19 protein-coding genes and 1 other RNA gene are annotated in these 21,519 nt (G+C 30.6%); 3 read left to right on the top strand and 17 right to left on the bottom strand.

From position 1 onward, the window contains the following. Positions 1 to 9: 9 nt before the first annotated feature. From T329_RS0102080 to tuf, 13 genes are all read right to left on the bottom strand, one after another. Positions 10 to 288 carry a hypothetical protein gene (locus T329_RS0102080; protein WP_029608791.1) on the bottom strand — a complete coding sequence of 93 codons (279 nt, stop codon included), beginning with the start codon at positions 286 to 288 and terminating at the stop codon, positions 10 to 12. 55 nt (positions 289 to 343) lie between these two features. After that, positions 344 to 738, bottom strand: a transfer-messenger RNA (tmRNA) gene (gene ssrA, locus T329_RS03840). 364 nt (positions 739 to 1,102) lie between these two features. Beyond that, a complete protein-coding gene (locus tag T329_RS0102075) occupies positions 1,103 to 2,362 on the bottom strand; it encodes a hypothetical protein (RefSeq protein WP_029608790.1) in 1,260 nt (419 codons plus the stop codon). Between the two features lie 7 nt (positions 2,363 to 2,369). Continuing rightward, the gene (locus T329_RS0102070; RefSeq protein WP_029608789.1) at positions 2,370 to 3,581 is read right to left on the bottom strand and encodes a hypothetical protein; all 1,212 of its coding nucleotides are present in this window, start codon (positions 3,579 to 3,581) and stop codon (positions 2,370 to 2,372) included. A gap of 921 nt (positions 3,582 to 4,502) precedes the next feature. Beyond that, entirely contained in the window at positions 4,503 to 6,011 is a 1,509-nt protein-coding gene (locus T329_RS03950) for a hypothetical protein (RefSeq protein WP_029608788.1), read from the bottom strand. 114 nt (positions 6,012 to 6,125) lie between these two features. After that, positions 6,126 to 7,052: a YwaF family protein gene (locus T329_RS0102060; RefSeq protein WP_029608787.1), complete on the bottom strand. Its 927-nt coding sequence runs from the start codon at positions 7,050 to 7,052 to the stop codon at positions 6,126 to 6,128. Next, positions 7,039 to 8,397: a signal recognition particle protein gene (ffh, locus tag T329_RS0102055; RefSeq protein WP_029608786.1), complete on the bottom strand. Its 1,359-nt coding sequence runs from the start codon at positions 8,395 to 8,397 to the stop codon at positions 7,039 to 7,041. Before ffh ends, T329_RS0102060 begins: the two co-directional genes overlap by 14 nt. Continuing rightward, positions 8,390 to 9,202, bottom strand: a complete 813-nt coding sequence (locus T329_RS0102050; RefSeq protein ID WP_029608785.1) for a GNAT family N-acetyltransferase — start codon at positions 9,200 to 9,202, stop codon at positions 8,390 to 8,392. The genes ffh and T329_RS0102050 overlap by 8 nt, the downstream gene beginning before the upstream one ends. 60 nt (positions 9,203 to 9,262) lie before the next feature. After that, positions 9,263 to 9,502 (bottom strand): YdbC family protein, encoded by a 240-nt coding sequence (locus T329_RS0102045; RefSeq protein ID WP_029608784.1) that lies wholly within the window; start codon positions 9,500 to 9,502, stop codon positions 9,263 to 9,265. Positions 9,503 to 9,586: 84 nt separating this feature from the next. After that, positions 9,587 to 10,522 (bottom strand): tRNA (adenosine(37)-N6)-threonylcarbamoyltransferase complex transferase subunit TsaD, encoded by a 936-nt coding sequence (tsaD, locus tag T329_RS0102040; protein ID WP_029608783.1) that lies wholly within the window; start codon positions 10,520 to 10,522, stop codon positions 9,587 to 9,589. Then, positions 10,522 to 11,076, bottom strand: a complete 555-nt coding sequence (locus T329_RS0102035; RefSeq protein WP_029608782.1) for a peptidase M22 — start codon at positions 11,074 to 11,076, stop codon at positions 10,522 to 10,524. The genes tsaD and T329_RS0102035 overlap by 1 nt, the downstream gene beginning before the upstream one ends. Further along, positions 11,076 to 11,471 carry a tRNA (adenosine(37)-N6)-threonylcarbamoyltransferase complex ATPase subunit type 1 TsaE gene (gene tsaE / locus T329_RS0102030; RefSeq protein WP_029608781.1) on the bottom strand — a complete coding sequence of 132 codons (396 nt, stop codon included), beginning with the start codon at positions 11,469 to 11,471 and terminating at the stop codon, positions 11,076 to 11,078. Before tsaE ends, T329_RS0102035 begins: the two co-directional genes overlap by 1 nt. A gap of 150 nt (positions 11,472 to 11,621) precedes the next feature. Further along, positions 11,622 to 12,812, bottom strand: coding sequence for an elongation factor Tu (tuf, locus tag T329_RS0102025; protein ID WP_029608780.1), 1,191 nt, complete (start codon positions 12,810 to 12,812; stop codon positions 11,622 to 11,624). A gap of 336 nt (positions 12,813 to 13,148) precedes the next feature. On the opposite strand from tuf, the gene aspS reads away from it, so the two are divergent. The 3 genes from aspS (at position 13,149) to T329_RS0102005 (ending at position 17,030) form a co-directional block, all read left to right on the top strand. Continuing rightward, complete coding sequence (gene aspS / locus T329_RS0102020) at positions 13,149 to 14,861, top strand: aspartate--tRNA ligase (RefSeq protein ID WP_029608779.1); 1,713 nt, start codon at positions 13,149 to 13,151, stop codon at positions 14,859 to 14,861. Positions 14,862 to 15,247: 386 nt separating this feature from the next. Next, entirely contained in the window at positions 15,248 to 16,195 is a 948-nt protein-coding gene (pip, locus tag T329_RS0102010) for a prolyl aminopeptidase (protein WP_029608778.1), read from the top strand. 139 nt (positions 16,196 to 16,334) lie between these two features. Then, complete coding sequence (locus tag T329_RS0102005) at positions 16,335 to 17,030, top strand: hypothetical protein (protein WP_029608777.1); 696 nt, start codon at positions 16,335 to 16,337, stop codon at positions 17,028 to 17,030. 56 nt (positions 17,031 to 17,086) lie between these two features. Here T329_RS0102005 and T329_RS0102000 read toward each other — a convergent pair whose 3' ends face one another. From T329_RS0102000 to T329_RS0101985, 4 genes are read right to left on the bottom strand one after another with little or no spacing between them, the layout of a single operon-like run. After that, entirely contained in the window at positions 17,087 to 17,854 is a 768-nt protein-coding gene (locus T329_RS0102000) for a hypothetical protein (protein WP_029608776.1), read from the bottom strand. Position 17,855: 1 nt separating this feature from the next. Next, entirely contained in the window at positions 17,856 to 19,574 is a 1,719-nt protein-coding gene (gene uvrC, locus T329_RS0101995; protein WP_051630135.1) for an excinuclease ABC subunit UvrC, read from the bottom strand. Further along, positions 19,574 to 19,915: a thioredoxin family protein gene (locus T329_RS0101990; protein WP_029608774.1), complete on the bottom strand. Its 342-nt coding sequence runs from the start codon at positions 19,913 to 19,915 to the stop codon at positions 19,574 to 19,576. Before T329_RS0101990 ends, uvrC begins: the two co-directional genes overlap by 1 nt. A gap of 7 nt (positions 19,916 to 19,922) precedes the next feature. Then, positions 19,923 to 21,506 (bottom strand): ribonuclease E domain-containing protein, encoded by a 1,584-nt coding sequence (locus T329_RS0101985; protein WP_029608773.1) that lies wholly within the window; start codon positions 21,504 to 21,506, stop codon positions 19,923 to 19,925. Between the last annotated feature and the right edge of the window lie 13 nt (positions 21,507 to 21,519).

Genomic DNA, 21,519 nt, shown 5'->3' with positions numbered 1-21,519 from the left:
TATTTTTTATTATGCTAACACAGCCCACAGTAAATATGATAATGCACTAAACACTGCTAGCGTTAAAATTAAAATAGTTATAGATGCTAACACACGTTTCAAACGTGCTTTTTTGATTTTGCGTGAGTCTTTTTCTACGCTTTCACGACATTTAGCTAGCAAATAATTACGTTCATTTTGATCCAAATTGTTGATCTCTTTTGCGCTCATGTATGAAGTTAAGTGCAACTCAGTAGTTTCACTAGTTCAATTTTGATCTTTTGCGTAATTGTCATTATTTTTCAACATAACAAAATTTTACTACAAAATAAAAAATGCCCTTGGGCATTTGGTGATTTACATCTGGTGGAGATGACGGGAGTCGAACCCGCGTCCACATAACAAGACGTGGCCGCACTTTTTACAGTTTAGTTTACTTATATTAACAAAATCATAAGTAAGTAAACAAAACTATTGACTTTGTTTGTGCTTTGAGATTTAAAGCCTAATTAAGCACTAATTAAACTCGAGCCTTTAACCGCACTAGCCAACTCAAGGCAAAATTAGTAGTGCACTAGTTTTTAATTAAGCAAAAACTAGGTTTGAGTGTGCTTGTAATTGGTTTGCAATTACTAAGTCTTTTAGCTCAACTTGAGCTTGTTGTTTTTCGTTTGCGACTATAAAGCCTAGAAGTAATTATGGTCTACCACACCACTGATACGAGCACTACCCGCTACATGTCGAAACCGTTACATCCCCATGCTCTAATTATGCCACAAAAGCATAGATTTAATAATGATTGATTGGCATTAATGAATCAGCTATAATACCTATAACATCATCAATGGAAAGCGAAATATCTAATTTCCATTAAACTTGTTCTTTAAAGAAAACACATAAATATAATTGATTAATCACTGATATATGTATATTTTAGAGTAATCATTAAGGATATGTTTAGAGTGGGCAGGTAAACACAAAACATAATCTATTTACATAGTTGAAAAATTAAGTGCAAATTTCATCTTGATCATCATTATTTAAAAAACAGTTTTATCTAAAAGCTTAATTGAGTAATTTTGCTAAAATGCAACACGTTGCGTGTTGCATCAGTTTAATTGTGTTACGCAGGAATAACTAAACTTTTTTTATAATAGAAAAATTCATTCAGTGGTTCTGCAATAATTTTGTCCAAGGAATGAATAAAATTATCGCTCGAGTATACAAAAGTATCGTAATTATTATCGTTTGAAAAAGATTCAAATTTTAGATTCAGATTCGATAAATAATTTGGTTCAAGTGTTTGAAACATATCAAGGGAATCAATAATGTATACATTTTTTTTACCATTCAGATTATTGGCATCTATAATCGAGCTTAAATCAATATTTATATTGTTTGTCTTTTCATTATTAATTTCTGCTGTTCTAAATTCAGCAAATTGATCAAAACTCAATATTTTAGGTAGATAAATGAATGAAATATATGTATAAACCATGTTATTTTGATCATCATTTATTGTTTGGGTTTTGATATGTATATTGTTTAAATCATATATTGAATTTATTTTCGCATTCAGTAAAACTGTGTTTTTGCCATTCTTGTTTTCATTTGCAATAACAGGATTAAGTACTGAAAAAGATCGTAAATCGAAGCAAAATTCATTAGCACCAAAATTTTTATTTTTTTGTTTATATTTATTGAATGAGTAATTTAATTGCTCGCTCACGTGATTTGAATTAACATAATTTTCATAGCCATTGTAAGTATCTAAACCCAACAAATTATAGAGTTGATAATAAGACTCATTCATTAGATTGTTACGTTTAAACATTAATTTTATTTTTGAATTGACACTGTATATGTAACTATCTCTTTCACTTGAGTAGGGACCATGGCCAAGCTCAGAAGTCATTTTTTGTTTAACTAGTTTTAATTCTTCGTAAAGGTCAAATTTTTTTGTTTTTTGCGACGCAGAAACCCCTTGATTATTTTTGGTGCTCATATTAACCATTGGTATGAGTTGGGAATAATTGAATTGAGAATAATATTGATGTAAGCGTAAAAATGATAGGTATTCATTTTCAATATTTTCTAGTTGCTGATTTTTTGAGTATGAATTCGAACTAATTTTTTCTAAAAAATCTTTTAAATGATCCACATAATTGCTACTATCATTGAGCTGTGTAAATGCATAAATTTGTTTGTAGTAATAACCACTCAAAACTTTGCTTAGATTATGCTCATTTATATTGATTTTTAACTTATTGTAAACTATTCCAGTGAATTTTGATTGGTTTGATTTGGTTGTATTGACACACGATACAACACAAAAAGATGTTGGGATCAGCGATAACGCTAATATTTTTTTAATTATATTCATAATTAAGTTACCATTTCTTTCTTGTAGCTGTTAAATTACCAGTTTGTAAATATTTAAATCAAAATTCTCAACTGTTTTGGCTTAGATGGTTTAAATCTCAATTCGATGGTTGAATCAATAACATTTTATGTGGATTATATTCCTGAACCATAGTTCTATAGCCGTTATAAAGTTTTTCTTCGTTATTGTTCAAGTGCACATATCGATAATTGTTCTTAAACACATTAACAGTATTAATTTCAATGGATTTTATTGATTTTTCGCTAATTTTAAGGTTATTTTGACGCAAGAAGTTGCTTAAATTTACGTTTAGATCCATGACTTTTTGATTTTTCGATTTTACTAAAAGCTTATATTTTTGGTATTCAATTACATTTGGTTTATATAAGAGATTTAATTTTATATGATAAGTGTTATCTGGCAGCGTGGCGTAGCTAGCTTTAATATAAATGTCGTCACAGTCAAAAATCTGTGAAAGTTTGAAATTTAATATTAATGGATCGGTATTTCCTTCCCCTTTTTTCAAAGATAATTTTTGGATACTAAATACATTATTTAAAAATAATCTATCATTATATATAAAACGGGAATTAAATATAGCATTATTATTTTTGTTTAATTGATATGCGTAAATACTATCCTTGTTTCCTACTCGAAACACGGCGTTTTGACTATATGAATCAAATGCAATTATGTTATTTTTAGCATTTAATCTATACTTATCAGTTAGTGCAGTTCACAAATCAGCATTTTTATTTTTTTTAATTACATCCATATAGCTTTTTAATGCAAATTCATCACCAATAGTGAATAAATTCTCTAGGTTAGAATTTATTTCAACAAAGTTACTCAATCTTTCACCTTTGTATAAATTTAATGGACTATGATTATTAGCTAAGTATATTAAAGATAAATATTCACCTTCTATATTATCCTGGGTAAAATCATTCTTAAAATTTGCAAGACTAGCAATGAAATTATTCAATTTGGTTTGCAAATTACCGTCTATTCATGTATCTTTTTGCAAAAGCTTGCTCAGCATTGATTTATACTCGTTAGCATGCTGTTTAAATACTCTATCAAGCGTATTCTCGCTTAATTTAACACCTAGTTTTGATTCTATTAGAGATTCTGGTTGCGTTTGCCGAGTAGAACATGAAGAAGCGATTGGTAAAACCAAAAATGGCATAATATAAAAGAGTGCTCTAGTTTTTTTCATATATTCCCCCACGCATAATAAGAAAAAAATATTTTTATTCATCTAAATTATATTCTTTTTGCGAAACGAATCATTTATATACTTTTAAAGGTTATTTCATCAACGTATAATGTAAATTCAAGAGTTAGTAAATTTCCCAATACTATTTAACTATTGATATATTTTGATCAGTTAACATCTTGTCAAGTAATATGTTTGGGCTTTTTATGTACCCTCAAGTTTACGCTGCTGAAGGGAGATTGAAGTAAGGATAACATCAAAAATACTCCTTATTTTTTATTGCTCTGAAATATTTTTGGGAAATGTTGTGCTTAACTTTTCAATATTTTTTTCAATTTATATAAACTTGAGTATTCACTTGTCGATTTTGAATTAAATTGTTTCTAAAATCTGTAAAATTACGTAAATAGTGCAAAAATTTTGAAATGACGATTTCAGACAGGAGACAACCTCTGTGTTCGTTGATTGTATATATATTTGTTATTTTCTTCAATATATAAGCATTTCGCAAGTATATTTCAGTGTTGTGATTTATCATTTAATACAACGGCAAGGTCACCTTTGTTTATTACATATCGTTGAGTTATAAAGTTTAAATTAATTCTAATATTTTGATCGTTATACGTTGCACTGTTTGTGTAACTCTCAATGTTTGTAACATTATACAATCCATTTTATTGAAGTGATTTTTTAAAGACCTTCATCCGAATGTATATACTACTTCATAATAGAAATCACTTTTTTCATGTGTTTGTATACATTGATACAATTTGAATCGCTATTAATTTAATTTTAAATAAAAAATACCTCAGCAATTTGCCAAGCTGTTACAATCATAAAAAATGTTATTTTTTTGTGTTCATGTTTAGCTGGTTAAGGTTAACAAAAATTAACACCCTATAAGATGTTAATTTGTGCGTACTACTCATTTGCATTATTAGTGTTTGTAGTTTCTGAGTTTTGGTTTTTCTTAGCCTCTGCTTCAAATGATGCTATTTCAACATCTAAAACGTTTAAGAATAATTTGAATTTGTTTGACAATTCGGTTTTGTCTCTAAAGGTGAATAAGTCACCAAAATATAATAAGCTTGGGATTGGTACGTATGCTTTTTCTTTATTTTTAACTGATTCTGCCACAACTTGTTTTAGAAATGTTGTCATAAATCTATAACGTGTAAAAGCTTGTTCACGGTGGTTAGGTGTTTGTTCAAAGTAAGCTTTATATTGTTCCATGTATGGGCCATTATTTATGTTATAGTTTCATAATCTAAATAGTTCAATAATTAAATCAAAATATTTATCAACTTCTTGTTCATTTTTAGCTAAAAACATTTTAATAATGAAATTATCTAATCCTACACGCTGCGGTGTTTCGCTACCACTAGAAAGATTGTCTAGATTGCCGTCTCATAAAAATACATCTATGTTCAATGTTGATTCTGTTGATGCATTTCTTTTGTCTTGTAACAAAATGTTAGTATTGCCAAAAACATCAATACGCTTAGTTTGCTCAGAAGTTTGTGGATATTTTAGAATGCTAAAAATCTCATTTTTTTTCGCAATCATTTTCTTAAATGTTGCACTATTTTTAAATGTCTCTACGTTTTTGTATCTTTCAAAGAATGTGTTTATTTCATCCTTATCAGTTGAATATGTTTCTACATAAGCTGCAACAAGTTCAAAGAAATCAAAATCTTCAGAGCTTTCTTTGTTATCTGTTTCGCCAACATTTAATTTTTTCGTTTGATTATTATCTTTGTCTTGTTTAATTTGTTTTTTAATTTCTTTTTTAAGCTCAGCGATTTCAGCAATTTTTGTTTTAACCACGCCTAACTCATCTGTATTTGAAACATCTTGAATATGTTGGAAAGCACTGAATTTAAGACTAAAATCGTTTACAACAACGGGATTAATTTCTGTTTTTAAATAATCTTTTTTACTTTTGTCTAGGTCTTTTAACTGATTAAGTAATTGTTGTGATTTATTTGTATCTCTTTTATTTAATTCAATGTTAAGTTCGTTTAATTTTGCTTGTTTTGTTGCGTCATTAAAGAAAATTGAATCATTTAGAACTTTTTTAAACTCGCTTTGAATTGCTTTTAATTCCTGACTTAGTTCAGTAGGCTCGTTTGTGTTTTGTTTACGATTATCATTATTCCCATTACCGTTTTGACCACCTGGATTTGGGGTTGGTTCAGGTTGTGGGTTTGGTTGAGGTGTAGGTGCTGGTGAAGGTTCAGGTTGTGGGTTTGGTTGAGGTGTAGGTGCTGGTGCTGGGTCAGGTTTTGGCTGTGGGTTTGGTTTTGGTTCGCTTGGTTTAATCGGTTTATTTTGTGTGCCACCATTTTGTTCATTTGAATTACAACTTGCAGCCAATGAAACTATTGGCAACGCTGTTGATGTTAAAAGAGAAAGTATAAGTTTTTTCATTTCAACCTCCTTAAAATTATTTTTAATGCTAAATAATATTACTCTTATTTAGCTAAAACACAAATATTTTTTATAAAGATGTGACGAAAATACACAAAAAATAGCCATATATGGCTATTTGTTGACTTTGTTTTTAAATGAAGATATGAATTCTTTTCAACGGTTTGATTTTTGAATTTTGAATACTCATTTGCCATTTATACGATTGAAATACACTTTGTCTTGCAACATTCAAATCATGGAAGCGATAGTTGCTAGCACTCAACCTGCAAAAGTTCATGATAATAAATTGTATGGTCAATGCGACAATGGCCCAAATACATCTTTTTGTGTGTTAACTTCATCTTTGCCAAGGAAGAAGTAATTTGTTTTTCAATTGTCTGGAGCATACACGAATGTAACTCAGTTGACAAAAAACATAACTATAGCTATCAATGTGAAAAAGATCAATGTTATTAATAAGTCTTTTGCTCTAAATTGAATTTTGCGCACTATAAATAAAGCTGCTATACCCAATAATAAGAAGGTATGAATCAAGATATAATCATAAAAATAAATTGAATCTAAACCTACTCTATACGCTCCGCTAGCGCTTACGCCAGCAAAACTTAAATCAGGTTTGACTAAGGCGACAATAGCTCCTAGCATACCGATAGCGCCAAAGTATTTAACTAGTTGAGGCGCATCAAAAATTAATGATAAAGCAGTAAATACAAGCATTAATCTACACAAGTGAAAAGGTAAAATTTCTCACTCGCTAGGATAGCGACCTATTGATAAAACTAAGCTTCGCAAAATCATGAACAAAATAATTATTGAGCCAATTAAACGGAACAATCCTTTTTGCTTAAAAACACGTAAATGTGTTTTTTTAGAGTTGAATCAATTGCGAATAACATGTTTAAAAAATCACATTAAAATTAAAGCTACAAAGGCTAAGGCGACACAACCAATATAAAAACCTAAACTTACACCTTCAAAGTAAAATAACTTATCTTCACCTTGTCAGCGAAAAAACTCATGAAATCTAGAACGAGCCATTGCCAAAACCTAACTTTGTTAAATCAGAAAGATTGCCTGATTTAACTTTTTTAGCCATTTCAGACATGTTTTTTGACATGGCTTCAAAATCATTTACTAAACGGTTAAATTCAAAAGCGCTTCGTCCTGAACCTTTAATGATTCTTGCCTTACGGCTTGCTTGTTTAAGTAGTTTAGGATTTTGACGTTCTTTTTTAGTCATTGATGAAATTAAAATTTCATATGAAGCCATTTTATCTTCTGCTTCTTGAATTTTCTCATCGCTGATTTTGTTGGCTAAACCTGGCACCATTTTTAAAATCGATTTCATTTTACCTAGTTTTTTCATTTGAGCTAAATTGCTCATTAAATCATCAAGGGTGAAATTACCTTTTAAGATTTTAGCTACCATATTGTTAGCTTCATTTGGATCATAAATTTCTTCGGCTTTTTCAATTAAACTTAATACATCTCCCATACCCAAGATTCTATCTGCCATACGATCTGGATAAAATAAGTCCAGATTTGAAATTTTTTCACCAGTACCAATGAATTTAATTGGTAGGCCCAACACCTTGGTAAGACTTAAGGCAGCTCCACCACGTGCATCTGAGTCAAGTTTGGTAATGACGCTGGCGGTTAAGCTTAATTTTTCATTAAATGTGGTAGCAACATTAATAATGTCTTGACCACTCAATGCGTCGGCGACAAAAAAGATTTCTTCAGGGTGAGCAATCGCTTTTAAGTCTTGCAACTCTTGCATTAAAGCTTCATCAATTGACAAACGACCGGCGGTATCAATAATTATTAAATCATTTTTGTTGTCTTGAGCATAAACAAAAGCTTGCTTAACAATTTCTTGAGCGCTTGTATCAATACCTTTTTCAAAAAAGTCCACTTGAATGCTTTTGGCTAATGTTACTAATTGCTGCACAGCAGCTGGACGATAAATATCGGCAGCTACAAGTAAAGGTTTATTAACAAAATTTTTCTTTCTAAAATAATATGCCAATTTAGCTGCGGCAGTAGTTTTACCAGAACCTTGCAAACCTGTCATCATGATTATGTAAGGACGTTTGTTAATTTTAATTTCTTGTACTTGTCCACCTAATATTTCTTGTAATTCAGAATGCACAATTTTAATCATTTGTTGCGAAGCGTTAAGCGAACCCACCAAACGTGATTCAAGTGCTTTTTCTTTTACATTTTTAACAAAATCTTTAACCACTTTTAAGTTAACGTCAGCTTCTAAAAGTGCCATTTTAATTTCACGTGTAACTTCTAGAATATCTTCTTCATTAACCATTGTTTTTTTATTCATTTTTTGAATAGATTTTTGAATTTTGTTCTCTAAAAAATTAAACATTTGCATTCTCCTTTACAACGATTGTGTATAAATTTCCTACTTCTTTAAAGCCTATTTTTCTATAAACTGAGCCAGCTTTGGGGTTATGATAAAACAAGCATGGTGTTTTTTGACGTTCAATTAGTCAATTAGATAACGCAGTTACGACTTTGGATGCTAAACCTTGCTTTCTGTGCGTATCTAGCGTATACACTCCACCAATAATCGACACTTCTCCAGCATCTACTGCCACGGTAGCACAGCTAATTACTTCATCATTTTGTTTGATAATAAAAGGGTTTAAAACATTTGAATCAAAGCTATTTGTGTATATATTAAGTTCATAATCAAAATCTTTGCTAAAACCACTAAATTCAGCAATTTTTAATCTTGACTTAACTATTGATTCTAAATCTTCTTTAGAAGCTTTGATTACTTCAGATATATCTACTGTCTCGTTTTTTTGATCTAAACGAGCTAAATATTGTTTATGAATTTCATAGATATTGCTATCTTGAAATTTATCAGCTCAAAAACTAAACATTTTGTCTGAAAGGTTAATATTTTTTAAATTATTTTCGATGATTAAAGATCTAATTTCATCTCAGGTTAAGTTTTTGTGTGGATCAAAAAAGAGCAATGTAGTGCCAAAAATGATCAAAACTGATTGAATTTGATCATTATTTTTTTTAATTAGAGTAGTATGGATATTTGAGTGTAAACCAAAATTATCAATGTCGCCAATAAAGAAAAAATTATTATCTTTATCTAAATTCAAAAATTCTTTAATCGTTAAAACTTCACTTAGATTTGCTTTTTGTATCATTATTCCCCATTATTTCAATAAAAAAGATACCTTATGCAAGGTTATTACAAAATTGGCAAATTAAAGTTTGCCAATTTCTTCATCCAAAATTGCTTTTAGTGCTTTTAATTCATCTACAGTTAAAGTAATACCTTTACTTGAACGAGCATGATCTTCACTTCAGTCTCTAATATCATATTTTGCCTCACCATTGTTTCATGACACTAAGTTTAATTCCTTAGTATAACCACTGCTAGTTTCAGCAATTTTGCCAATGTGGCGTACAATTTTGTTTGTGATTTCTGGTTTTTTAAATGCCATTATGCCCCCAACTCTATTTAATTAATATTAATATTATATATATCATATTCTAATAAGAAAACAAAAAGCGTCCAGGACGGTAAATTATTGCTTTTTGAATTTTAATTTTTCATATGCACACATGGCGATCATTGCACCATTATCTGTTGCGTATTTTAAATTGGGAACAATGGCTTTAGGACTTAGTGCAAGAAATTGCTTACGCAATTCGCTGTTTGCGCTAACGCCACCTGCTAACACGAGCGAGTTAACTTTAAATTCTTCCAATGCAAGCTTAGTTTTTTGAATTAAATATTTAATTGCTGTGTGTTCAAAGCTAGCTGCTACTTTATGCTTGTCAATTGCTTCACCCTTCATTGTTTGCGTGTTGTAGTAGTTAAGGACTTGTGATTTTAAACCACTAAAGCTAAAATCATATTTGTTTTCAGTGTGGGGAAGAGTGAATTTAATATATTCACCTTCATATTTTTGGAAAATTTTGTCAATTATTGGCCCACCTGGAAAACCTAGTCCTAGTTTGGAGCTTACTTTATCAAATGCTTCACCGACAGCGTCATCAAGAGTTTCACCTATAATACTCATTTTATAGGGGTTTTCGACGTACATTAATTGTGTGTGCCCGCCAGAAACTAGTAAACATAAAGATGGATATTCTATTTTTTGCTCAATAGCATTTGAGAAAAAATGTCCCTCTAAATGATTGATTGGCATAATTGATTTATTTAAACTAAGCGCAAGTGCATGAGCAAATAAATAGCCAATTTGCAGTGTGCCAATAAGACCAGGTTTTTCAGTATATGCAATGTAATCGATTGTGCTCAAATCATATTTATTCATGAAAATTTGTTGAATTAAACTGATATTTTGTACATGCATACGCGAACTTAATTCTGGTATTGTGCCACCAAATTCCTTGAAAACATCTATTTGACTAATTGTTTGCAGCTCAATAACTTTGCCATCTTCGAGTAAAGCTATTGAAGTATCATCATGGCTGGTTTCGATTCCTAGTATTTTCATTATTTTTTTTCTCCAATTTGTGGGGCTTTAATGTAATAAGGGCTTATTTGCATCAGATTATCATGCTGTTTGAATAAAGGCGCAAACTTTGCAAAATTGTTCAGCAAATCATCATAATTTATTATGTCAAAATTTGCACTTTCATTGGTCAATACTTTTACTTTTTCAATCGTAAATTCAGTGTTTTCGTCGCATCAATAGTAGTGTTTATTGCCGCTTGCATTAATTCTAAACTCATTTTTATTAGGGTATTGGTGTTTTAATATTTGCATAGAACTTATTGTTTTAATACTTGGTTGATTTAGTAAAGCAATGGTGCGTAAAAATACCAGTGAAATTCTTACGCCTGTAAACATGCCAGGTCCTAAATTTGTGTAAAATTCATTAAATTGATTGATATTTATATTTAAATCTTTACAAATTTTTTCAGTATATCCTACTATCAAAGGGACTTTTTTAGCTTCTTTAACAATATAACTTGCTAACTTATTGTAGTTATCATCAAAGGCGGCAATAACAAAGTATTCGTTACTAGTATCCAGGAATAATTTCATTACTTAACCTCGCTTATTGTAAATATATGGTTATTTTGCTCATCAAAACTGATTCTAATGTCCAAGTAATTTGTGTATGAATGATAAATGTTGTCAGATCATTCAATAGCTACAATATTGTCTTGATAATAGTCTTCAAACTCGCTTAAATCTTCATTTAAATTATAGGCATCAATATGAATTAAGCCATCATAATCCTTCATGTAATTAAACGTTGGAGAAGTTATATTTTCGTTTATACCGATTAATTTAGCTAAAGATTTAATTAATGTAGTTTTACCAGCTCCTAAATCGCCATTTAGTAAAATAATTTTTGATTGAGTGAGATTATCTAGCACGTATTGAGCAACATTTGCAATATTTTCGCCTGGTTTTGTGATGAATTTTTTGGTCATAATATTCCTTATTGATATATAGCAATTTATAAAGGAATTTTACCATTTTTATCAATAAGTGCTTGCTTATTGTTTGTGTGTTTGAGTATTTAAAAGTAAACTGAAATAAAAAAAAGATAAGGCAAAGCCTTATCTAATTTGATTCAATTATTATTTAATAATTTTTGTAACGTTACCGTAACCTACAGTGTGTCCACCTTCACGGATTGAGAATTTTGTTCCTTCTTCAACCGCGATTGGAGCGATTAGTTTAACTTTTAGTTCAACGTTTTCACCTGGTGTAACCATTTCACGTCCAGCTTCAAATTCAACACCACCTGTAACGTCTGTTGTACGGAAGTAGAATTGAGGTTTGTAGTTTTTGAAGAATGGTGTGTGACGTCCACCTTCGTCTTTTGTTAGCACGTAGATTTGTGCTGAGAATTCTGTGTGAGGAACGATTGAACCTGGTTTAGCTAGAACTTGTCCACGTTCAATAGCTGATCTTTCAACACCACGTAGTAATAGACCTGCGTTGTCACCAGCTTGAACTTCTTTTAGGTTCTTTCTAAACATTTCCATACCTGTAACAACTGTTTTTTTGGTTGGTTTTAGACCAACGATTTCAACTTCGTCGTTTAAGTTTAATCTACCACGTTCTACACGACCTGTAGCAACTGTACCACGACCTGAAATTGTAAATACGTCTTCAACAGCCATTAAGAATGGTTTGTCAAATTCTTTAACTGGAGTTTCGATTCATGAGTCTACTGCGTCCATTAGTTCTAGAATTTTAGCTTCGTATTCTGGGTTACCTTTTAGAGCTTCAGCGGCTGAACCACGTACGAATGGAGTGTTGTCACCATCAAAACCGTATTTTGAAAGTAGTTCACGAACTTCCATTTCAACTAAGTCAACCATTTCAGCTTCGTCTGCTGATAACATGTCCACTTTGTTTAAGAATACAACCATACGTGGAACACCAACTTGTTTAGATAGAAGGATGTGTTCACGTGTTTGAGGCATGGCACCATCTGTTGCAGCAACAACTAAGATAGCACCGTCCATTTGTGCAGCACCGGTAATCATGTTTTTAATGTAGTCGGCGTGACCAGGACAGTCAACGTGTGCGTAGTGACGTGCTTCTGTTTGGTATTCGATGTGTGAAGTATTAATTGTAATACCACGTGCTCTTTCTTCTGGAGCGTTGTCGATTGATGCATAGTCACGAGCTTCAGCTAGACCTTTTTTAGCTAGTGTAGAAGCAATAGCAGCTGTAAGTGTTGTTTTACCGTGGTCAACGTGACCAATGGTACCAATGTTAACGTGTTCTTTATCACGGTTAAAATCAATTTTTGCCATGTTATTTATTTTCCTTTCATAAATATAAAATTTGTTTAGCGCTAAACCAACCTAAGTGCGGCCTTTCATCCGCATCCTATCCATGGCTATTTTCAACATTAAAATAGCATTCTAATTTTAGCAAAGTATTGTGCTTAACAAAATATTTACTTATATTGAATAAGTTTAGTCTAAAAAAAGAAAAAACCAAATATTTTCTATTAATATTAATATATATTGTTGTTTTTTAATTAGTATGCAGTTTATTTGCTTAATTTATTCAATAATGTTCATTATTTGTGTAGCTAAAATTTAAATAATATTATAATTTACAACATAAATATTTTAGAGGTATCTATGAAAACAAAATATATTAACAATAATGATTTATCAGTCAAAAATGTAGGTGAAAATATTACAATTCATGGTTGAGTTGCTAACAAACGTCGTTTTGGTGAACTAACCTTTATCGATTTAAGAGACCGTAGTGGAATTGTGCAGTGTGTGTTCAAAGAAGATTTACACATTGCCAAAGAAAGTGTGATTGAAGTTAGCGGGCTTGTGGCTTTACGTAAAAGTGTGAATAAAGATTTACCAACTGGCGAAATTGAAATAATTGTTGAAAAATTCAATGTTTTTTCAACATCTTTAGAAGAATTGCCTTTTGCAATTAGAGATGATATTGATGCTAAAGAAGAAACGAGATTAAAATATCGTTTTTTAGATTTACGTAGACCTAAAATGCAACAAAACATTATTTTAAAAAACAATTTAATGTTTGCTGTACGTGAATACATGCACAAAAACGGCTTTATTGATATTGAAACACCGATGCTAGCTCGCTCAACACCTGAAGGTGCTCGTGACTTTTTAGTGCCAACTCGTAATAAAGATGAATTTTGAGCACTACCTCAAAGTCCACAGCTATTTAAACAAATATTAATGGTTTCAGGTTTTGAAAAATACTACCAATTTGCGCGTTGCTTTAGAGACGAAGATGGACGTAAAGATCGCCAACCTGAATTTACTCAGCTAGATATTGAAGCTTCATTTATGAATGTTGCAGATTTTCAAGCTTACATTGAAGGCTTATTTAAACACATTTTTGAATCATTAGGGCTTAAATTAGTAACTCCATTACAAAGAGTTAAATATTTTGATGCTCTAAGAGATTATGGTACTGATAAACCAGACTTAAGATTTGGCTATAAAATTGAAGATATTAATGATTTTTGTTCAGATAGCGATTTTGACATTATCAAAAACGCCGCAAGTAAAAGATTATTGCGTGTAGATACTAAAATTAGCAAAAAAGACTTTAAACACCTTTCAGAAATAGCTCTTAAAAATAAAGCAAACATTTTATTCTATTTTGTAGTTGAAAACGGCGAAGTATTGCATACTAACTTCGCAAACAAAGTAACACAAAGTGTTGCCAAATTGCTTGAAACATATAACCATGCAGATGGAACTTACTTTATCGTTGCTAACACTTACGAAAACGCTTCTAAAGCCTTAGGAGCTGTGCGTGTGGAATTAAATGAATTATTCCAATATGCAAACCCAGATGAATACCACTTATCGTGAATTACAGATTGACCAATGTTTGAGTATGATGAAGAAAATCAAGCTTGACAAGCAGCTCACCACCCATTCACTCAATTTGATCACGATTTAAACGAATTAGATTCTTTACCACTAGAGAAAGTAATGGCACGTAGTTATGATCTTGTGTTAAATGGTTTTGAATTAGGTTCAGGTTCAGCCCGTATTTTCGATACTAAAACTCAACAAAAAATGTTCGAATTAATTGGTATGAGTAAAGAACAACAAGAATCTAAATTCGGTTGATTTACCAATGCATTGCAATATGGAGTTCCTCCTCACTGTGGTATTGGTTTAGGATTGGACCGTTTGGTTATGATTCTATGCCATGAAAAAAGCATCAGAGATGTTATTGCATTCCCTAAAAACGCTAAAGCACAAGACGTATTTACGCAAGCTCCTAACTCAGTATCGCAAAAACAACTTGACGAATTACATATTCAAATTAAAGAAGATAATATTTAGTTTTAAGAATTCAAAAAAGCTAGCACGAAAAAGTGTTAGCTTTTTTGTTATTTTGATTTTAGTTTATTTTTTTAAACTTTTTCAATGAATTTATTGATTTAACCCCTAAATTTTTGTAATTTTGCTTCATTGTTATACATTTAAAACTAATAAAATTATAATTATTTGCTATTAATATATTAGATTGTGTTATCCCTCCAACTCTAATAAAAAGCGACTTTTCATTCTTGTTCATTGACCAGGTATGTTCCTTTTTGTTTGTGGTCTATATCAGATATCCAATTCACTCAGATCAAATAATATTTAATTAGAGAAACAGACAAAACATAGACCTAAAATCCTTTATTTTCAAGTTTATAACACTTACACTTTTGTATAATTTTTTCATGACTTATTTGAAATATTTATATCCAGAAATTAATCCTTATTTAACTGGTTTTTACTCACCAAAAGACAGCAATCATCAAGTATATTATGAAGTAAGCGGCAATCCTGATGGTATTCCTGTGGTCTATGTACACGGCGGGCCTGGGGGAGGTACTAGCCCTGTATGTAGACGCTATTTTGATCCACAAAAATATAAAATTATTTTGATTGATCAAAGAGGCTGTGGTAACAGCACACCTTCGCTTGAATTAACCAATAATACAACTGATTATTTGGTAGAAGATATGGAAGCTATACGTAAAGAGCTTAACATCGATAAATGAATTTTGTTTGGTGGTTCATGAGGCACAACTTTAAGTTTATGTTATGCAATCAAATATCCGCAAAATGTTTTGGCAATGGTGCTTAGGGGTATTTATCTAAATCGCCAAAGCGATATTGATTGATTATTCCAAGAAGGAGCTAGCTATCTAAAGCCTGTAGAATTTGAACGTTACAGTTCATTTTTAAGTGAAAATGAACAAAAAAACATTGTTAATGCTTATTATGAACGTATGCATTCATCTGATGAAAAAATTAGAAACCAAGCTTTTATTGAATGATGTCGCTGAGAAATGAGTTTAATTAGCGTAAATAAAATTAATTTTGATCCAGCAAAAGATCTTAAGGGCACTTCAGAAATTTCAATGCTAGAAAATTATTATTTTTATAATAAAGGTTTTATGAGCGAAAATTATATTTTGGATAATGTAGACAAAATCAAACACATTAAAACATACATTGTGCATGGTGAATATGATTTAGATTGTCGCCCTAGCGGGGCATATGAATTGCATAAAGCCATGCCTAATTCAACTCTATATATGCTAACTAAAACTGCTCATACGCAAAGAGAGTGAAAAATCTCTAAAACACTAGTAGAAATAATGCAAAAAATAACTTTTTAAGCGTTTTTGCATTATTTTTTTGTTCTCTTTGTATAATAAAAATGCAAGAAAATTTCAGCAGCATGAAATGGATGCGGGTTAATTTTACATCAGGTCGCGTCATATTGCACGATTATATGCATAAATCAATAGGAGAAATATGTTAATTACATTTAATAGAAGATTTTTATCACAAAATCCAAGGGCAGTTTTCACCGCATTCCGTGTTGAAGATTTCACTAACGAAGTGAAAAATGAAAAAAAATATAACGAGTTGAAAGAATTGGCTTTACAAGTTTTAGCTGACAAAGAATTAATTGACGAATTTAAAACAACTTTAGTATCTAAACTATACAAATCAAACTCATTTTTGGATATTTTGGCTAAAGGAGCTAGCGCATTTGAAACTAGTGATGTATTACAAAATGTAATCAATATGTTAACAGTTTTAAATGGCTACACACTTTCGTTAGTGCCTACATCAGATAAATTTGGTAGATTGGATATTGACTTTTTAGATGGTGAGTTTGTATACTCAAACAATGGCGTTAAAGTTGCTCCAGTTTACAAGCAAAATATTGAAAAAAGCAATGCGCAAGCAAAAAATATTTTATTTTTAGAATCAGTGGACGAAACTGATTATGAAAATTATTTGCAATCAATTACTTGAACAACATTATGATTAGCTAAAATTTTTGGTGTTGCGCCAACAAGAAAAATTTTAACAATTGTTGCCGATACAGTTGATGTATATTCAACTTCAGAAATTGATTGAACAACCGAAGGTTGAGATCAATTTGGTGAAATAAGCTTAATTAGAAAAAGCCGTAATGCAACACCTAAATGCCACATTTAAACAAAATTGATTGAATTTGATTGAAAAAACACAAGTTTTAGGCTTGTGTTTTTTTGCTACTTAATTTTAGATTTTAAATCAGCTAATGCTTGATCTAAGTTGCTATATAACCCTTCATCTACACTCATATTAACAACTGCTGAGCACACTAGCAAAATTTTTTCTTTAGGTTCACTTGATTGTGTGAAGAAAAATGTTTCAAGGCGAGCAAGATAATTTTTTAGCAATCTGTAAGATAAATTCTTTTTGCTAAAGGTTGAAAGGAAATTGACATCTTTTTTTCATTCTGAAGCGATATCTTTTTGATTTTTTTCATCATATTCACGAGTATATGAATCTAGTCAACGAATTTGAAATTGTTTATCCTTAAATTCAAGACTGTATTTTAAGCAGTATTCACCCACTTTATCTCAGTCAATTTCATGTTTAATTTTGATCAATGAGTATTTTATACCCATAAATATTGAGCCTATAGCTGTAATTAACACTAATATACCCAAGGCCATTAATACGCCAATACGGTTATTTAATCAAGTTTCGTTTGCTTTAAAAGCCAATTCGCCCACTGCAAACAAAATTAACATCATGCTAGCTCCAATTGCTCCAGCAATTAAATATTTGATTAAGGTTGCAAATTTTTGTTTTTTAACATGCTCAATATAAATATCATTATCAGCAAATAGTGTGTATTTTTTTACAAACCCACGCCACAAAACAATTTGGTAAATTAGAGGCGAAATTAACGCCAACACGCTAATTATATTGACAATATTGGCAGTGGTGAAAAAATCAATTAACAGGATTGATTTACTGGTGTCATTCATTTTAATCTCCTTGTAAATACTCTTTTTCGACTATTTTAATAGCAATATTTTTGGGCACAACTTTTTCTAATTCTTCCAAGGTTGCATTGTAAATATTGTTATATGTTTTAAAATATTTTAACAATTTATCTTCAAGACTAGGGCCTAAACCTTTAATTCTTTGCAGTTTTCCTTCTAAAGAAGATATTTTTTTGTTTTGGTGGAATACGCTTTTGGCAAATCTATCAACTTCAACTTGTATTTGTGTCAAAAAATTCTTTAAGTTTTGGGGCTCAATTGTGCGTAATTTACCATTCACATCAATAATTTTACTCGTTTTATGATAATTATTTTTAACTAGGCCTATAATTTTAATATCTAAATTTAGCTCTTGAAGTACATTTTTGATTTCATTTATTTGCGGATATGAACCATCAGCAATAATTAAATCAGGGTACAAATTGGTTTCTAAATTAGAAAAATACTTCAGCGCACTTTGACGCATATATTCAACATCAGCCATTCTAGATTGATCTAGTTGATGATTAAACTTGCGGTAGTAAAACTTGTTTTTGATTCCATTTGTGTAGGTTATAGCTACACCTACTGGATTAGTGTTTGCATAATTTGAGTTGTCAAAAGCAACTATATTTGTGCAAATTGAGTTTGTATAAGCAGACAAAAGTTTTAGGTTTTCGAAAGCTTTTTGTTCAGAATTGGCCATAAATTTAGCTTCATTATTGATAAATTCATTAAGATTTAACTCACAAATTTCTTGAGCTTTAATTTGCTTACTTGTTTTAGCATAAACTATTGGCAATTCTGAATCTGCTTGCAGTTCAAATTGAGCTAAGTTAGAATTAACAATAATGCTGTTGGGAATTGCTTTATTGACATAATATTTTAGAAAAAAGTTGTTTAACGTTTCTGCTTGATCTATTTGCATACCTACACTAATGTTGTCTTTGCCAATTAAATTACCATGACGATAAAATAAAACAGTAGCAAGCAAAGTGTTTTCAGTAAATTTGCATGCGAATACATCAACATTTTCAAACTCTTGTAGCTCGATCACTTGATCCTGTTTAATTTTTTCTAAATATTGCAAACAATTTTTTATGTCAAGTGCAATTTCAAATTGTAAATTAGCACTGGCTTGCAACATTTTTTCTTTTAGATCCAAAATGTATTTGTTTTGAAATGAAACTATCGATTTAAGGTGATTGTATTTTTGTTTTCAAAATTCAATGTCATTAGATTGAATTTTGAGTCCATTTTGATAAAAAGCTTCACGTTGAAGTAATTTTAAAATTACGCCAGCCCCATAGCTAACTGGGAAAGGGCCAAAGTAAAACACTTGTTGTTTGACTTTTTTCTTAGTGATTCTACGTACTATTTCAACCTTTAAATCTTTAGCAGTTAATTCAACTTTAATATATGGATACCTTTTATCGTCCAGAAGCAAAATATTGTATTCGGGATTATATTTTTCAATGTATTGACGTTCAAGCAGTAACGCTTCGCGATCATTACGCGTGATGAAGATTTCAAAATCGGCAATTTTTTGCACCATTGCGTGTGTTTTGTATGAGTTAATTGAACCCTCAAAATACTGATGCATACGCGAATTTAGGTTTTTGGCTTTGCCAACATAAATTATTTGATTATGTGCATCCTTTCACAAATACACGCCTGGTTTTTTTGGTACTTGACTCAATTTTTGCTGAATTAATTGGCTCATTATTCAATATTTTCCTCAATAAAATCAATCATTATTTCGCGCGGATAAAAACCTAAACCTTTACGCTTTATTTCATTATTTTTGATTACAAAAAAGGCAGGAACTTGCATGATAACGTATTTGTTATTAATGTCTTGAAAAATTTGCGATTCATCAATATCCACTTCAATAACTTGAATGTTTGAATCGAATTTAAAATGAATATCAACATCTTGGTAACATTGACGCATAATTAAAGATTCTAGATCATTTTTTTTGGTAAAAACAAGCAGAAAAATAGTATTTTCTTGAGTTTTATCTGCGAGTAATTTTTGAGCATTTTCCCATGAGTATTTTTTCATTTTGTTCCTATTCAAAAGGACTTATTCAAGTATAGTCGTCAATTTCATCAGTGTTATTATTTTGCTTGTTTTCATTTTTTACTTGTTCGTCTACAACTGTAATTTCAGTATTTTGGTCAATTTCTTGAGTTTCTATTTGTACAAAACCAGGTTTTGAAGGCGCAACTTTTTCTGCTTCAACATTAATTTCTTGTGTATCAATAGATACAAAACCAGGTTGAGTTTTAGCAGTTGGTTCTTTCTCTTGCGCATTTTGCGCTTGCTCGCCAACAATATTCATTACTACAGATTGAGTTTGAGTTGAGCCTTTTAAATCAACATCAATATCTTCAACTTGAGCGTTGTTCAATTCAACAGTGTCAATACTTCTAAGTTCGACTGTTCTGTCAATGTCTGGAATATTAGTTTCATCGTTAACTTCAGTATTTTCAACAAATTCAGGTACATTTTCTTGAATTTGTTGAGTATCGACTGTGGTTGGTTCGCTTAGGGTTGATGTTTCAATGTTTTCCCGATTGGCTTCAACTGGAATCAATTCAGTAGGCAATTGATTATTTTCTTTTTGACGCAATAATTCTTCATCTACCATACGTCTAAATGTTTCTTCTTCGCTTTCAATGTGTTTTTTGGTGTTTTGTTTAGATTTAAAGTATGAACTTAGTAGTGGGTGTTGAGATAATGTGTCTTCATTTTGCTTGATTAATTTAAAAAGTTTTTTAATCGGAGTAGAGTCTATATCTACTTCTAAAATTTTGGCTACGGTGCTTAAATATTTTAAATATCTTTCGCATTCAGGTGTGTAATAGAACACGCTGTCAATACGCAATAAGTATTTTCTAATTTGTGGAATGGTTCTTTTGCCAGTTAAATTTTTAAAATAAGCAATTGGTTTAAGGGTTAATAAGTAAATTCAAGCAAAAATTTGAATGCCAATGATTAACACCAAAACTAATCATGGACCTACACTAATTACGTGAAAAACATTGAAAAATGTGTCCATAAATACACCAATATTTTTCGTGGCATTCGGAACAGCTAAGGCAGCATTTTCACCCGTTTGAGTAAACGAATAATATCATCCGCGTTTAAAAATATCTTGCAAATCTTGAGAGCTATATACTAGTGAACTAGAAAGTTCACGTGTTGACACTAAATATCAATGATAACACAGTGCCGCACTCAATAAAGTTAACCAAATAAAGTGTTTTAAACGCTTACGAATTAATCAATAATCTACACGGGTATAATTTTTTAATCAAAAGCAATAATAACGCTTAAGTATTGACTCAAGTCAATTAATAATTAAAGAAATAAATAGACCAATAATTACAAATAAAGCTAGATCGCCAAAAGTCAAGCCAATTGAATATAAATAAAGATTTTTGAACAAATTTGCAGTATTTTCGCCAAAAAAATGGGTGCCATAGTGAGCAAAAATAAAGCCAACTACCATTAAAGCGAAAAGCAAAAACTTCAAAAATTCAACACCAATATTCAATGATTGTGTTGAGATAATTTGATTTGGTTTTTTGCGTTCAATCTTTTTAAAATATGGCTTATAAACGTTTTTAGTAGCAATTTCTTGATTCATAAATTTAATTATA

The sequence above is a fragment of the Mycoplasma simbae ATCC 49888 genome, from assembly GCF_000702705.1.
GTDB lineage: Bacteria > Bacillota_I > Bacilli_A > Mycoplasmatales > Metamycoplasmataceae > Mycoplasmopsis > Mycoplasmopsis simbae.
Note: the sequence above shows the minus strand (reverse complement) of the source record. Positions and strands in the feature narration are given on the sequence as shown.